Source organism: Methanosarcina spelaei, assembly GCF_002287235.1.
Taxonomy (GTDB): Archaea; Halobacteriota; Methanosarcinia; order Methanosarcinales; family Methanosarcinaceae; genus Methanosarcina; species Methanosarcina spelaei.
Genome location: NZ_LMVP01000039.1, coordinates 1 through 13,781, shown reverse-complemented (window position 1 = coordinate 13,781; position 13,781 = coordinate 1). Strand labels below are relative to the sequence as shown.

At 39.2% G+C, this 13,781-nt stretch carries 13 protein-coding genes and 1 pseudogene; 3 read left to right on the top strand and 11 right to left on the bottom strand.

The features are described 5' to 3' along the window. A pseudogene (locus ASJ81_RS03405) lies at positions 1-270 on the bottom strand (IS110 family transposase); the annotation flags it as partial. A 573-nt stretch (positions 271-843) separates the two neighbouring features. Between ASJ81_RS03405 and ASJ81_RS03395 the strand changes: the two are divergent. After that, the gene (locus tag ASJ81_RS03395) at positions 844-1,443 is read left to right on the top strand and encodes a thiamine-phosphate synthase family protein (protein ID WP_095643251.1); all 600 of its coding nucleotides are present in this window, start codon (positions 844-846) and stop codon (positions 1,441-1,443) included. A gap of 461 nt (positions 1,444-1,904) precedes the next feature. Here ASJ81_RS03395 and ASJ81_RS03390 read toward each other — a convergent pair whose 3' ends face one another. Next, positions 1,905-2,372, bottom strand: coding sequence for a hypothetical protein (locus ASJ81_RS03390; RefSeq protein ID WP_095643249.1), 468 nt, complete (start codon positions 2,370-2,372; stop codon positions 1,905-1,907). Between the two features lie 431 nt (positions 2,373-2,803). Here ASJ81_RS03390 and ASJ81_RS03385 point away from each other — a divergent pair, with 431 nt between their 5' ends. Then, positions 2,804-3,253, top strand: coding sequence for a universal stress protein (locus ASJ81_RS03385; protein ID WP_095643248.1), 450 nt, complete (start codon positions 2,804-2,806; stop codon positions 3,251-3,253). 399 nt (positions 3,254-3,652) lie between these two features. On the opposite strand, the gene pspAA is transcribed toward ASJ81_RS03385, so the two are convergent. Then, positions 3,653-3,931 carry a PspA-associated protein PspAA gene (gene pspAA / locus ASJ81_RS03380; protein WP_048106198.1) on the bottom strand — a complete coding sequence of 93 codons (279 nt, stop codon included), beginning with the start codon at positions 3,929-3,931 and terminating at the stop codon, positions 3,653-3,655. A gap of 3 nt (positions 3,932-3,934) precedes the next feature. Further along, the gene (locus tag ASJ81_RS03375) at positions 3,935-4,687 is read right to left on the bottom strand and encodes a PspA/IM30 family protein (protein ID WP_095643247.1); all 753 of its coding nucleotides are present in this window, start codon (positions 4,685-4,687) and stop codon (positions 3,935-3,937) included. Positions 4,688-5,076: 389 nt separating this feature from the next. Here ASJ81_RS03375 and ASJ81_RS03370 point away from each other — a divergent pair, with 389 nt between their 5' ends. Further along, positions 5,077-5,814, top strand: a complete 738-nt coding sequence (locus ASJ81_RS03370; protein WP_095643246.1) for a V4R domain-containing protein — start codon at positions 5,077-5,079, stop codon at positions 5,812-5,814. Positions 5,815-5,971: 157 nt separating this feature from the next. Here ASJ81_RS03370 and ASJ81_RS03365 read toward each other — a convergent pair whose 3' ends face one another. The 7 genes from ASJ81_RS03365 to ASJ81_RS03335 all read right to left on the bottom strand — a co-directional run bounded on the left by ASJ81_RS03365 (position 5,972) and on the right by ASJ81_RS03335 (position 13,543). Continuing rightward, positions 5,972-6,667 (bottom strand): DUF2110 family protein, encoded by a 696-nt coding sequence (locus ASJ81_RS03365; protein WP_095643245.1) that lies wholly within the window; start codon positions 6,665-6,667, stop codon positions 5,972-5,974. A gap of 50 nt (positions 6,668-6,717) precedes the next feature. After that, the gene (locus tag ASJ81_RS03360) at positions 6,718-7,344 is read right to left on the bottom strand and encodes a MarR family winged helix-turn-helix transcriptional regulator (RefSeq protein ID WP_095643244.1); all 627 of its coding nucleotides are present in this window, start codon (positions 7,342-7,344) and stop codon (positions 6,718-6,720) included. Between the two features lie 216 nt (positions 7,345-7,560). After that, a complete protein-coding gene (locus tag ASJ81_RS03355; protein ID WP_095643243.1) occupies positions 7,561-8,727 on the bottom strand; it encodes a tRNA (guanine(10)-N(2))-dimethyltransferase in 1,167 nt (388 codons plus the stop codon). Between the two features lie 24 nt (positions 8,728-8,751). Next, on the bottom strand, positions 8,752-9,426 hold the full coding sequence (locus ASJ81_RS03350; RefSeq protein WP_095643242.1) for a cell surface lipoprotein: 675 nt from the start codon (positions 9,424-9,426) through the stop codon (positions 8,752-8,754). Between the two features lie 414 nt (positions 9,427-9,840). Beyond that, a complete protein-coding gene (locus ASJ81_RS03345; RefSeq protein ID WP_095643241.1) occupies positions 9,841-10,371 on the bottom strand; it encodes a hypothetical protein in 531 nt (176 codons plus the stop codon). 776 nt (positions 10,372-11,147) lie between these two features. Further along, entirely contained in the window at positions 11,148-12,392 is a 1,245-nt protein-coding gene (locus ASJ81_RS03340) for an MgtC/SapB family protein (protein WP_245859756.1), read from the bottom strand. A gap of 491 nt (positions 12,393-12,883) precedes the next feature. After that, positions 12,884-13,543, bottom strand: coding sequence for a metallophosphoesterase (locus ASJ81_RS03335; RefSeq protein WP_095643239.1), 660 nt, complete (start codon positions 13,541-13,543; stop codon positions 12,884-12,886). Positions 13,544-13,781: the final 238 nt, after the last annotated feature.

Below are 13,781 nucleotides of genomic sequence, written 5' to 3'. Positions count from 1 at the left end.
GGTAAATACCTTCATATCTCGAGCATTTCCAACTATTACAGGTAGATGCTTTATCAAAGAATCATAAATAGGAACCCAGAAATCACTTGTTGACTCACATGCAACAACATTACATTTTTCGGATATTACCCAATTTTTAAGGGCTAAAATTCCTTCGTCATCTCTGTTGAAACGTTGCTGTTGTTTTTCGCCAGATCTACTGAGAATTGTAGCAATGAAAAAGATTTTGTGAATGTCTAGACCACAAGCTTTGTTTATGACTTCAATCATATAACATCACCCAATTTATTTGGGCAGTCGAATTGCCTAAAAGGCCAATTTAGCATCCGTGATCAAAGTCACATTTGAGCCTTCGATGGCAATTCACTGATTAGTTTTCTGACGGTTTTGAAAAACCAAAATAAGGACAACCTTACTGCCCAAGGTAATAAGGGCTTAATAGTCAAAAAAGAGGGCGTAGAGTACTTTCATTGATTTGTGCATGTTATTCGAAGAATTTCATGTACGTTTTATGTATAAAGCCTATTTTGAGGATCTCAAATTAGCTTCTAAAATCTTTAATCTTTTGATATCTACTTTTTGCAACTTCTTTTTGCAGCTATTTTTCCGGTTTATAACCGGGTTGATCATAAAACTCCAGGTTGTTTGTATTCTCATTTTTAAGTTTCCTTACCTCTTCCTGATTAAGTATAGGTTGAGTAAATATATATTAAATAAAAATAAAATCACAATTGCTAATTTCCTGTAATTTGTTTTACATGCTATTGCCCTGCTGACTGCAGGTCAAACCTGTAAATGTGGGGAAAATATCCTGTAAAAAACTGGTTGGGGAGCCGTGATTTTATGGATCTTAAAGAAAAGATAGACATGATAGGGCGTTTATATCTTGGGCTTGAACAAATAGAAGACTGTGAGGAGTTTTCAGCTTTGATTCCCGAAGTTCGAACAAATTTTGTTTATGCCTCAAAAAAATCAGCCACTCCTGAAGATGTTGTTGCTGTCGATGGGAGGATTTCCATAGTTGATGGGTTTCCAAAAGCTACTGGGAGAATAAAATTCGGGGCTTCTAGCTATATGGCACACCTTGTGCTGGAAATCCAAAAAAAAGATTCTGAGATAAGGTCTATTATAGATTTTGCAAATAACCTGGAGATTGCTGAGTTTTTGCAAACCTACTGTAAAGAAAAGGGATGGGACTTTTCGGTTGTAGACAGACGCTTTGAACCTGAGAATATGAAGGATGCAGAAGGGGAGGCCATCTCCTGGATGGTCGAAGAGGCTATTCGGGCTGCAGGAGGCAAAATGCCCAGGGTCTTTTACGAGACAGGTGCAGTTGGAAAAGAGCCTGTGAGTATTCTTGTAGGAAAAGACCCACTCGATGTTGCAGAACAGATATGTGAACTTGCCAGGAGTTACCACGAATCAGGACAAAGAACGAAATAAAAAAAAAAGACCATGAGGTAAAAAGCAGGAAATAGAGAAAGTAGGAAGGAATGGGGAAAGGGTCGTAGAACCCCTCTCCTTCCGTGGAGTAGTGAAGGAAACCGATTCTTCGGCTCTTCTATATAAACCGGCATCCAGAGGTTAGGATTGCCGGTTTTAAAATCCATTTTAAGATGTGTGGTTTGTTCGCTTTTACACGATATTAATAGATCTTTGGAATATATATAGCTATGTGCTGTGTTAGTGTACTACATACTGACAGACTACACGTCAATGCGACATCCCGAAAAATCATCGATTCCCAAGAGAGCATATATTTGCCAGTTATAGTAGTCTTATAGATATTGTTTAATAATCTGTTTTAAAATCTGAAATAAAATAGGAATTTAAAATGGAAAAGATGGAAATCTAGTCAGTTCTCCTGGATGGAAAGCAAGGAAAAAGAGGAACTTTGACATTTTTTATAACGGGCTTGATGAAACCTCTGTCGAGTTTCCAAATTTAAGCGTCCTTCCGGTCCCGTCAACGATTGTCTTTTTTCCATCCACATTGATGAATCTCACTGAGATATTTCCATCCTTATCATATTTTGTCCAGACTGTGGTATTCTTATCTTCGGACCACATGTACTCGAATCTTGAAGTGTTTCCTTCAGTACCGGTTTCTACACAAGCTTTACAGAGAGTTTCATTTCCAAATTTTTCAGTTCCAGTAATTGTTAAGTTCAGGCTCTTCCCGGTAGCAGGATCTGTAACTTGAAGCTGAGAACCTACAGGGCACCAGCTGCCATTACCTGACTCAGGAAAACTGACATTTATTTCAGTCTCATTATTTGAAACTGATAATTTCATTCCATCTTTACCGATGCAACCAAAGCTGATAAATGCTGCAAGAATGAGCAGGACGACTAAAACTCGTTTTTTTGACAAACCTACACCTCAATTCATTAATTTCAATTAAAACATTCAGGGCTTTTCACTTTTTAGATATTATTCGTTTAAATTTTAGATTATGTTTTAGAACATATTGAACAAATATTATTCACTGTTAAATAAAACCTCTGATTTAAATTTTAAATATATAGTTTAGAGTATATTGAATAAGTGTGGTCAACAGTAATTCGTATACAGGGGTTTAACAGAGTTTTTACATCCTACATATGATGCATATTCCTTATCAAGCTATGACTCTTGATATTGCAAGTTCAATACAACAATCATTTTTTGATTAATGAACAAAATGGTATATTTTAGAATAAGGATAGATGAATTTTAAAGCAAGAATAGATGAATTTTAAAGCAAGAATAGATGAATTTTAAAGCAAGAATAGAAGATATGCCTTTATTGTATCATAAAAGGAGTGGATGGAACGGAAGGAAGTCATTTTAAAAGAGTTCTAATTGCAACCGACGGCTCGGAAAATGCGGAAAAAGCGGCTTCTTATGGAATGTATCTCGCAAAGGCAGCTTGTGCTGAAGTGCATGCCCTTTATGTAATTTCAACTCAGCATGCAGTAACTACGCGAACGGTTAAGAGCTGGAGTGAAGGACTGGAAGAATATCTTAAGGATAAAGGGAGAGTTGCAATTGGCAACGTGGAAAAAATGGGAGAAGAAGCCGGGGTTAAAGTTAAGTCCGTGTTCCTGAAAGGCATTCCTGCTGATAAGATCCTTGAATATGCCCGGGAAAACAATATTGACCTTATAGTAGTGGGCACACATGGTCTTACAGGTATCAAAAAATTCCTGATTGGCAGTATTGCAGAAAGAGTAGTAAGGCATTCAAGGGTTCCAGTAATGGTTATTCGGTGAACGCAGACATTGGAGGTCTGCTAATTCTTATTTTCGGTGCCAAAAATGTTATTTTCAAAATCTATTCTTCGATTTATTTTTTAATTTTATAGGCTTCTTCTAGATTTGCTAGGGCTTGTTCTTAGATTTGGTGGCTCTTCGCTGGTTTATATTGGTTGAAAATAATTATTCAGTTACAAAGTAACCAGGCAAAAAGAGAAACATAAAGCTTGAATGTCATTTTCAACCACAAATGTTTCTATATTATACATATGTTACTTTGATATTTAAGAGATAAATCTAAATTACCCACTCTAAACAGCGAAGAGTCGATTTGTTCTTAGATTGTTCTTGGATTTTTTCTTGGATTGTTCGTGGACTTGTTCGCGGATTTGTTCTTAATCATCTTAGGTTACAGCTTCAATCCTCAAAGATTCCTGAGCCTTTAAACACGTTTTTTGCTTCCTCAAAGCTCAGGTCCTCAGGGGGTACGATAATATCGGACTCAAGAATCTCCTCCGCTTTAATCGGCTCCCCTCTTTCCTTTATTTGGGAGACCAGTCTGGCAAGTTCGCTTCGGAATTCTTCAACCTTTCCTTCATTAACCAGATCTACAATCCTATTATCAATCTGGTTCAACTCGTCACAGAGAGCTTCAGGTGCCCTGTACTGGCCTTCACCCATAATCCTGATTATCAATCTTCAGACCTCCTTTCGTTCTTCTGTGCCTTCTTCTTCGGTTTTTGCTTTTTCAGGCCCTTTTCCGGCTTCGGCTTTAAGTCTGGAGAGTTCAGATTCTACATTACTCTGGGCACTGATTTTTGCAAGTTCCCGATCTATTTTGTCCTTGCCGCCTGTAAGATCCTCAAGTGTGCCAGCTTCCATAAGCTCGTCAATTGCCTCAGCCCGTGCTTTCATCTCTTCGGTTTTATTTTCGGCCCTTTCGAGCGCAAGGCCTACATCTGCCATTTCTTCACTGATGCCGGTAACAGATTCGTTTACTTTCACCTGGGCCTCAGCAGCTGAGTACTGGGCTTTAATTGACTCTTTCCGGGTTCTGAAAATCTCCACTTTTGTTGAAAGGCGCTTTTCCGAAGCTATCAATTTTTCTTGCTGCTTTTCAAGCTCTACAATTTCCCTGTCTATTTCTTCTACCTGCTGGGCAAGGGCTGCTTTTCTCTCAAGGGCCAGCCTTGCAAGATCCTCCCTGCCAACGGCAATTGCATCTCTTGCCTGTTTTTCAAGCTTATCAGTGTTTTGAATCAGCTTTACACGCTGGAGCTCCAGGCGTTTTTTTGAGCTTGTAACTTCCGCAACTCCTCTCTTCACATTCTGAAGCATTTCGAGCTGCCTCTCATAGGAATAGTCAAGTGTTTCCCGCGGGTCTTCCATCCTGTTAAGAACTGTGTTCATCTTCGATTTAAATACTGTTTCCATTCTTTTAAATAATCCCATGTACTTTCCCCTTTGATTTTTTTAAAGACCTCAAGTCGAATAGGTCTGAGGTTGAATGCTTTTTTTATTCCTGACAAATCCTTTCCGGCACTTCATCCGGCATTTCTGGTATCCTTGCTGTCTATTTGTTTTCATAAGAGTAATATAATTAGTTTATCTATGTTCCTATCTATAAATTATTCTCCATAATCAAATAGTTCTATTTCTTGAATAAGGTATATTTCTCCCCAAATCAAGTATTTCTTTCCCCAAATGAGATATTTCTTTTTTTCGGGTTTGTTTATACAAAATTAAAGTGCTTTATAAGTTTATGAATATATATAATAAATGGTTATTCGTGGGCATGCGAACGATTTATATATTCTAAGTGCAACTTATCTAAAGATATTATGGCAAAACCTGAGGGTAAAACCGAATTTTTTTATAATGATAACGGGCTGATAGCAATAGGCAGTCCTGTTAAACTCCAGATTCTTAATTTGCTCAGGGAAGAACCCAGGACGTTTGATGAAATCGTAAAGTTTACAGCAAAAGCCAAATCAACTATTTCCGTACACCTCAATAATCTAAGGTCATGTGAGCTTGTGGAAGAAAACATTGACCCAGAAGACCGTCGCCGAAAGGTTTATTCCCTTACTTCCCGCTACATGGGTTGCTTTCAGGAACCTTTCATAGAACGTTACAGGAGTTTACTGGAAAAAGCCCCTGCATATGGAAATGACAGGTTCTGCTTTGCAGAAATCCTGCTCCATGCTCTTTACTTTGGCTTTGAGGCATACGGAATTGACAATGCCCCGATTATAAAAACGATAGGAAGTGACCTTGGAAGATCTATTTCTCCCATTTTCGAATCCGAAACCTTTGAGGAACTCCTGAGAGAAATAGGGAATTTTCTTGAATTCCAGGGAAAATGCCGGGTTACTACACTTGTAAATATCCCTGCTCTTCAAATTGAAGACGATTTCAAAGCCAGATCAATACCGGTAATAGGAAAACCTTTCTGCACCTTAAGAGAAGGCATTATTGAAGGAATTCTGAGAGGAAAGTTCGAGAAAGAGTACAGAGTTACCGAGATTGAGTGTTACGGGTCAGGGCATGAACACTGCCTTTTTAAGATAACAATATAAACTTATTTTTCGCACTGGCAGTGCCGCATTTTAATTATTATTAATAACTCCAGATTTTAATCGGCACTCTATTCTCAATACTAACTGGATTATTAAAATTTTTCAGGGTCGGCTCTTTTTTCAGACTTTTATCTGTTTTCTTGTCAGGTATCAGTTGTCAGTTAGCATCTCCGATTATGGCCCCCATTTCGGATTTCAGGCGAGGCCCTATTGCTGCAACTATACCAGGGCCGTCGGTATTTTCCCGGCAGACGATTGCATGCTCCAGCAGCCCCAGACGCTCGATTTCATAAATATCTCTTCCGTGACCTGTTTTTTTAATTGCGCTTTTGATTTCCGAGCGGGTTGCCCCATTAACAGTTACTCTATCAGTAGCTGCCTTTTTCCAGTTCCACCAGATATCTAGCTGCTTTTTAGTAAAGCGAGCTTTTAAATTCTTATTCGCCTCAATAACCTCGATTTCAACCGGTAAATGAGGGATAAGACCGAATCTGGAGGCAAGCTGTTTTGGCTTTCCGCTGCCCAGAGCTTTCAGTTCCTCGGTTTCAACTCTTACAGGCACTCCAATATTGACCAGAAAAGCATCCTCTAAAAAAGCCTGGAGAAAACCAATGTATACCTTTTCGGGTTCAGCTTTTTTCGCAGGTGTCCCATATCTGGCAGTCAGCAAATTCGCAGATACTTCCTCATCTTCGCCTTCAAGGGTGAACTCGGCCCAGTTTTCAGGAGTAATAGAAATCTCAACATTTACTTCAAGGTCTTTCAATTCATTCTCAACCAGAGTTTTCAAAAGTCCAGCCATCCTTTCCCGGTTCTTTCCGTAAATATGCTGGAGGGTTACAACTTTTATCATATTTTTTCCTGCCAATTCTCTCTTCTGCTTTGTTTTTACCGGGAACTGAATTACTCCTCGCTCCTGAGGTAAGCTTCCAGAAGCTCTTCACTTTCTTCCAGGGCTGAGATTACAGTCTCACTAATGGAGCTTTCTGCCCTTTCAATCTGGTTCTGGAGTTTTTTAATGTCCCGACTGTAAGGACCAAGTTTACGGGAAATTGTATCCTTACTATCTCCATGCTCTATTGCATCCCTATGAATACTTTCGATTTTGTTCCTGAGTTTTTTAATCTTCTCAAAAATTTCAGCATTAAGAGGGTCAAGCTCTTCTGCCTGTTCAGGTTCTTTCTCACCTTCCTTTTCTGCAGCTTCTTCCATTTCAGGACTTATGTCTCGGGATTCCTCTTTCTTATCTTTCAAAGGCTCCTCTTCAATTAAGTCCCTGAACCCTTTAAGGGCGGCTTCGACCTCTCTTCCGTACTCGGTAAGTTCGACAAACTTTATCCGCCCCTCAAATGTGAATCTTATAAGTCCGCACTGTTCCATTTTCGCTAGGATCCTTGTTGTATGGGCAAAGGTAGAATCTATCTCTTTAGAAATAACAGACGCATATGTCTTCCCCATAGAGCCTATAAACAGTAGCGCACGAGTGGGTTTTTCCTGCAAAAACAACTTTTCTGGATTTTCATCGGACATAATATCACATTGGAATTTCTCTAGCGGGTTATTTCTGATCTCAGTCAAAGCACTTTAAGTATTCTTCAATGGTTTATATAATACTGGGACTTTTCGGTGCTTTATATAATACGGACTTTTCGGTAGTTTATATAAACTGGGAACTTTTCAGTGGTTTGTACATTACCGGGACAGTTCTTACTTTTACTTTTACCTCTACATTTTTATCTGAAGAACTCACCCTGAAAGCGCTCTGATTATTTCCTTTATTTCTGTAATAGGTGCATCAGTTCGGAATGAAGTGCCGCTGAAATGAGTCCTTGATGCTTCAAATCCCTGGGCTTTAAGGACTTCAATCAGGATTTCTATTCCGGTTGCAGAAGCTCCAAGTTCTTTACAGATCACGTGCTGGTCATAGAACATCGGGATATCGAGTTCACCCCTGCATAAAGTAATTAACTTTTTTGCTTTATCCTTTGTGTTTAGAGGATGTACTTCAAGTTCGGAAATAACCTCGTCACAGAACGCCTGTTCCCTGAATGGCCCAAGCCACAGAGGGCCTGCAATTTGTGTGAGAGCCCCGCAAACAGGGCATTCTTTTTCGATATGTACTGCAAGCCCGTATACAGGCCCTCGAAACCCGCATTTTGGACAATGAATGCTGAAGCCAATTAATTTTAGAGTTCGGTCAGTCTGTTTTGTTCCAGGAAGAATCTCGAGGTATGTGCGAACATAATGACGTGTCACATGGGAAAGCAAGGGCAGCATTCCTTTTTCATGCTTTGCAAGCTCTCTGGCACAGGCTCCCAGGAGAATTCTAAGCCCCATTTCGCTGTGATATTCCGTGTTAAGAGGTACGGCTGCGTATTTTCGTATTCCGGCTTTCAGGTGGGCCCCACATAAGGGAGCCGTATCCGTTGCTGTGACCGACAGCATACTTCTAACCGAAGCCGATGCTGCGTCCAGGAAAGGTGCAGGAGTGCCAAAAGGATCAATGTCCACGATATGAAATTTTTGTTCGTGTAGCAGCACATTTGCATTCTTGCGGGTAGCCTGGGTTTGTTCTTCAAGCCCGTTAATCTTAATATTTTCCTTTATAAGTTCAAACGCTTCAGGACTCCAATCATTCATTGTAGCGTGGATACCTACTTCGCCTGCAATCCGAAGCCCCCTTATCCCTGACGCTGAAAAAGCGTCCACATAACGGACTTCTTCTCTGAGAAGTTCTTTTCTCGAAAGAAGCCTTTCCACAAATGCAGCCGTAGCTGCGACATTAATATCGCGATTAAGTTCCATCTCCGGATTGTAAAAAACCGGAGCTGCCGAGGGAGGGAAGGTTGTATCCGGAGGCGGCACCGGAACTGAAACCTTTGTTGTGCCTTCGACTATAGTTTTAGATGTCATTTGAGACTGCTATACTTTGGGATCTTATTTTACAGTAATGGTTGCTTGCATTTTAGGATATCCTTTTACACCGAAACTGTAGCTTCCGGGCTCATTGAACGTATACTCCAGGGTACTTCCATATGCAAGCCTTCTATCCTCGAAAAGGTGTTCCCTGCTGGTCAGAGTAAGCACACTTGACTCCTGGTAGTTCTTCCAAATAACCGTATCTCCGGTATTGATTTCCAGACTTGAAGGAATCATAAGATAATTCTTAAGCCTTACAAATTGTGACGTCGGTGGCGTTCCGCCAGGCTGAACGGCTCCGGTTCTTTCCCGTTCCCCGGCCCGGACTCCTGTTTGCTCCATCTCAGACTCATCCGGCACTTTAGAAGTTTCCGTTTCTTCCGGCGTATCCAGTTCTACCTGTGTTCCCGTTTCTACAGATGTTTCAAGCTCTTCCTGTGCTATCGTTTCTTCCATTGCTTCTGTTTCTTTCGGTGTCCACATTTCCTCTTCAGTTTCCGTCTTTTCCGATGTCCACATTTCTTCCTGCATTCCCTCGGGTGTTCTCACTTCTCTTTGCCTTTGCGAGCCTCCAGAACTGCCACCTGCCTCCCGTCCTTCTTCCCCATCCTCCCCCTCGTCTTCCGAGCTCAGGCAGCCTGAAATTATTACTGACAGGGCTATCAGGATTAAAATTATTTTTTTTGTTTCCAATCCCCTCCACCTTGTTGTTACTTTATCATTTGTATTCCCATTTTAATATAAGCCTTTTATAAATAATAATGCTTTCTTAGAACAGTCAGTAAGCTAGAGTTATTTTTGAAGCAAAGGCGTTAATTCGGATGATAAGCATTGATCCGGATCATGCAGTAAGGAACTAATTTTAGTGTTACTTCGCATGCTGTTTAGGAATATATCTCTAAAGGCCTTAGAAAAGACTATACGTACTTAAGGAGAAGCAAGTTAAGCTGTACTGTCCAGAGAAAACCTGGTTTAAATATTTGAAAAATAGATTGCCAGGAAATTTTATCGGCAAAAAATGTATTGGCCTTTCCTGCAAACAGTTAGAATATTCATCAAACCCGATTTCCCTGAACTTTTGACTCTTTAACCTTCAGAGACTATTTATCAAGGTTCAGCTACACTAACAGTAACATTCATCCTGGGCTGGCCTACAATACTGAAGTGATAGTCTCCGGTCTCGTTGAAGGTATATGTAAAAGCACGTCTGTACGTAAGATTTGTGTTCTCAAAGAGCTTTTCTTCACTCACCAGAATAAGAACCCTTTTTGGGTTATCTTCCATATTTATCCAGGAGACTGATTCTCCCTTTTTTATTTCAAGACTTGAGGAACTTACTCTGTTGTTGATCAGTCTTAACAGATAAGGGGTTTCCTTAATTTCGGAAGTTGAGATATTGAGTCTTCCATTCTCTCCAGGAGTTACATTTTCTTCCGAGGTTACATTTACCTCTGGAGTTACATTTTCTTCCGAGGTTACATTTTCTTCCGGTGTTCCTACAACAGTTGTATTTTCCACAGGAGTTACGGTTTCTTCAGGGGTTGCATTTTTCTCTGTTGAGGGCTGTTCATTCCCTGTGCATCCTGAAAGTAAAACGGCGCCAAATATAAGAAGCAGCACAATTATTTTTGTTTTCATCTTATTCCTCACATCTTGCGATTGTGAAATTTAGGAAATCATTAGACAGAATAAAAATTTTATATAATTAAGCAAGCATTCAATTTTAAGCTTAACCACTTAGAGTTTATTGATCTATTTAACCTCTATTAGTTTTTACTTAATCTTAATTTACCTTTATTGACCTTTTGAGAATTCAGTACTTCTTATTATTACAGTTTTATCTTTAAGGGAATTTCGAATCTTGTTATTCTTTTTAAGGTAGTCCGCACTTATAAATGTATTTCTTACTCAATAAATATTTTTATTTTTCTATATTTAATCTATTTTCATACATTTTTCACTTTTTTAATACTTCTTTTATTTTTTAATATACCTTTGATACTTCTTTTATTTTTTAATATACCTTTGATACTTCTTTTATTTTTTAATATACCTTTGATACTTCTTTTATTTTTTAATATACCTTTGATACTTCTTTTACTTTTTAATACATTTTGAAACTTTATATTGCAAAAATATTGGAATAAGCATATAAATTTATGGTTAATGAACAAAAGTCAAAATATATGAGGAAAATATATCAATATTATAAGACTATTCCAAATAATTGGCTTGTCTAACTTCAATATTTTTCGACAATTTTTTCCGTTTCTCAGTTAATGTATGGAATAGTATGAACCGAGTCCTTATCGACTGCTATTACTAAACCTATGACTGTTATTACTAAACCTATGACTGTTATTACTAAACCTATGAGACAATAACATGTCCCGTTACATAAGCAAAAATTCGTATCAGACTCCACTCCACACGAAGTTCCACAAAAGTAAAGCAAGGATTCCGAAAACTGTAATTATCCCGAAAGTCTTCTTTGTAAGAGCGTAAAGGCTGGGAGAACCGGATATTTTCGAAAGCAGGATCTTGTTAATCGTGCTGATCAGACTTGCAAGCACCGCAGTATTCGCTACAGTTGCATAGGAAATATTTCCACTTACTGCAAGTAAGGTTACCGAAACAATCACTCCCGAACTGCTAACAAGAGCACCGAGGGCAGTGACGTAAATTCCGGCAGTCCCTGCAATTTTATAGGCAAAGCTTCCTACTATAAGAATTACGGTAAATGCAAAACCGAATTTAAATGCTTGTCCAAGCGAAAAAGGAGATTCAATTTTAAGTTCTCCTCCATCTATAGGGCAGAATTTCTTATCATACCTGAGAGCTGTTGCTACAGAAGCAAGAATGAGCACTGCCTGGGGAGGAAGCATACGCAGAGTTGTCTGACCGGTCGGGTCAACAATCAGGGCTAACGCAAGGTTTCGGATGAGCATGGAAATATTACAGAGAAGAATTCCGGTAAGAACAGGGTCGGCCATTTCTTCTGCTCGTTTCGAGAGACCTGCAAGTGCGGCTGTTGTAGCTTCACTGTTCACAAAGCCTCCTACAAAGCCGGAATAGCAGATCCCGCGCTTTGTGCCGAACTTCCTCAGGAGCACATAACTTAAAAAACTGATAAGCGAAACAAGAATTACAATAAGGATGGCAGACCTGAAATTTAGAACCCCATAAAATTTTTTATCAGGCATCACCGGATAAAGTATGAAAGCCACGGCCATAAACTGTATGGCATTGTAGAGTTCTTCTTTTGTCAGGTTTCCTGCAAACTGGTGAAGAGGTTTTTTCTGTATCAGAAGAAAAGCTACAACTATTGAAGAGATAATAGCAAATATGCCGTAGTCATAACCAACGAGGATTCCCATAACAAAAATGAAGAAGAGACTAATAGGGCTGGTAACTCCTATCCGTTTAAATAGAAATATCTTGGCATAGGTGACTATGCAACAGATTGCTCCGAAAAAGAGCGCAGCTACGTAAACAAAACCCGGTCCTGTTGCCTCGCTTACAAACGCAGTTAACATGCCTGTTATACAGGTTATGCTGTAGGTTCTCACCCCGGCAAAAATTTCATGTTCAATGCCTCTATGCTCCCTTTCTATACCTACCATTATCCCTATCAAAAAGGCTATGGCAAGTTTTGTCATGAAATCCAGAAAAACCGGATCGAAGCCAAAGTCTTTAACGATGTCCGTAGCTTAACCTCTATGATTTTTAGGTCTATGAAGTAAGAGTCAAGTTCCAAGAAACCCCTGTTTAATGTCTCTATCATCTCTACTCAATATTTATACTAAACTTATTTAATTATCTGTCTGCCCATTTGCTTCGATATCTGTCATTTTTCTCCTTGTTTCTCCTTTTATTCATAGGACTTACGCACAATTGTGGATAGTAGAATGAGTTTTTCTTTAAGGTGAAATAGAGAAAGTGAGTAAAGTGAGCGTATAAAATATAATTAGATAGTACGAATTTTCCAGGTAATGAATTTAGCCCCTGAAAAAAGAAAAAGACTCAGAGTGTATTTAGAGCCTTTTTAATTTTATTTAAATATTCTATACCTTCAGATACCTGGGAAAATCCCAAGCCTGATTGAAGCTGATTAGAAGTTGAGATTTGGCTGTTGTTTAATTTTGCTGTTTTACACTTCTATAAATTCAACCTCAATAGGTTTGTTTTCTTCCTTTTCTCCGAGAGTTATTAAGGTACAGGAACCTTTACATGCTTCTCCAGGGTTTACTATTACGGTCTTTCCGACCTGCTCCAGGCCTTTTGCCTCATGGATATGCCCGCAGACGATCAGGTCAACCCTGTCAAGGAATTTCTGGATAGCCTTACTGCCCACATGACCGAAAGGAAGTTCATCTCTTGCACCGTAAGGCGGAGCATGCGTCAGAAGCACTATGGTGCCGCAATCTTTGTCATTTTCGGCAGAGCAGACCATTCCTTCAAGGGCCTTTTCAATTTCTTCTTCGGACAGCTCAAAGGGAGTATTAAAAGGAGTAGGATTTGAGCCGCCTAGGCCTATAAACCTGATATTTCCAATCTGTTCGGTTTTTCCGTGCAGGTTAGTAGCCCTAGAAGCGTCAAGGGCTTTTAGAATACTCCTCTGATCGCAATTACCAGGGATCGCAAATACGGGTTTGTCAAATATTTCCATTAATTCTTCAACCTTTTCATCGGGCCCGAAATTGGTAATGTCCCCGACAATGACTACAAGGTCAAAATCCCCTGCCTTTTCAATCATTTCCTTTATCTTCGAATAATCCCCATGAGGGTCAGTAATAGCAAGTATTTTCATCCTTATCAGGTCCTGTTATTCATAACTGTCAGTAGGAGTATTATCACTCATGTTTGTAGAAGTCTTATTATTCGTAATTGTTCAAAAAGATTTTACCATCTATTTTTGATAGACCTTTTTCCTAAAACTTTTTTGATAACCTTTTTCCCAAAACATTTTTTGGCTCTTCGTCATTTCAGATGGGTAGTTTGAAATCTAACTTTCCTAATTTTAGATAGATCATAGTAATAAAATACTG

Excerpts from the sequence above, each read along its gene's own strand:
- ASJ81_RS03395 (WP_095643251.1), top strand. The coding sequence starts at position 844 with ATGGATCTTAAAGAAAAGATAGACATGATAGGGCGTTTATATCTTGGG.
- ASJ81_RS03365 (WP_095643245.1), bottom strand. The coding sequence starts at position 6,667 with ATGATAAAAGTTGTAACCCTCCAGCATATTTACGGAAAGAACCGGGAA.
- ASJ81_RS03345 (WP_095643241.1), bottom strand. The coding sequence starts at position 10,371 with ATGAAAACAAAAATAATTGTGCTGCTTCTTATATTTGGCGCCGTTTTA.
- ASJ81_RS03335 (WP_095643239.1), bottom strand. The coding sequence starts at position 13,543 with ATGAAAATACTTGCTATTACTGACCCTCATGGGGATTATTCGAAGATA.
- ASJ81_RS03370 (WP_095643246.1), top strand. The coding sequence starts at position 5,077 with ATGGCAAAACCTGAGGGTAAAACCGAATTTTTTTATAATGATAACGGG.
- ASJ81_RS03375 (WP_095643247.1), bottom strand. The coding sequence starts at position 4,687 with ATGGGATTATTTAAAAGAATGGAAACAGTATTTAAATCGAAGATGAAC.
- ASJ81_RS03340 (WP_245859756.1), bottom strand. The coding sequence starts at position 12,392 with ATGACAAAACTTGCCATAGCCTTTTTGATAGGGATAATGGTAGGTATA.
- ASJ81_RS03360 (WP_095643244.1), bottom strand. The coding sequence starts at position 7,344 with ATGTCCGATGAAAATCCAGAAAAGTTGTTTTTGCAGGAAAAACCCACT.
- ASJ81_RS03355 (WP_095643243.1), bottom strand. The coding sequence starts at position 8,727 with ATGACATCTAAAACTATAGTCGAAGGCACAACAAAGGTTTCAGTTCCG.